Origin of the sequence: Enterobacter sp. RIT637 (assembly GCF_019718755.1) — a bacterium.
In the GTDB taxonomy this organism is placed as follows: Bacteria; Pseudomonadota; Gammaproteobacteria; order Enterobacterales; family Enterobacteriaceae; genus Enterobacter.
In genome coordinates, this window is sequence record NZ_JAIHAZ010000138.1 from 1 (window position 1) to 556 (window position 556).

Sequence of the window (556 nt, forward strand, 5' to 3'; positions counted from 1 at the left end):
GCATCATCGCAGCAACGTCCACAGCTTGCGCACTTGACGCAGTGCCTAATGTTGCAGGTTCAGCGTCGGCATTAATGGGAGCGTTGCAATACGGCAGTGGCATCATCTCTTCGTTGCTTCTGGCACTCTTTAGCGACGGCACGCCATGGACAATGGGCTGGATCATTGCGGTCTTTACTGCTGCCAGCGCCTTGATGGCACTGACTATTCAGGTAAAAAAATAACCATCACTTGCCCGACTGTTTATGAATTCCATTCATAGCGGCTATTTAATGTGCGTAATTATCTTTTTTCCCGACTCCGTTAATCTGAATGATAAATACGGGATAAGTCGATACCCCTGCGGGGTATCGACAGATGCGGATTAAATATTTTTATTAAAGAAGACGTCTAACTTTTGCATCGCCTGGTCAACGTATTTAGGCACCCAATACGTCTCGATATGGGTAGCGCCATCGATCAGGAAGAGTTCTTTGTCCTTCGTACCGGTGGCTTTCGCGAACGCATCTTCAGTCATATAGAGCGTATCCGCTTTTGTACCGGCAATCATCAGCAG

The 556-nt window shown here is 47.5% G+C and carries 2 pseudogenes; one reads left to right on the top strand and one right to left on the bottom strand.

What is annotated here, in order from left to right:
• A pseudogene (locus K5E19_RS23630) lies at window positions 1-224 on the top strand (Bcr/CflA family drug resistance efflux transporter); the annotation flags it as partial.
• Window positions 225-364: 140 nt separating this feature from the next.
• Here the strand turns inward: K5E19_RS23630 and K5E19_RS23635 are convergent.
• A pseudogene (locus K5E19_RS23635) lies at window positions 365-556 on the bottom strand (alpha/beta hydrolase); the annotation flags it as partial.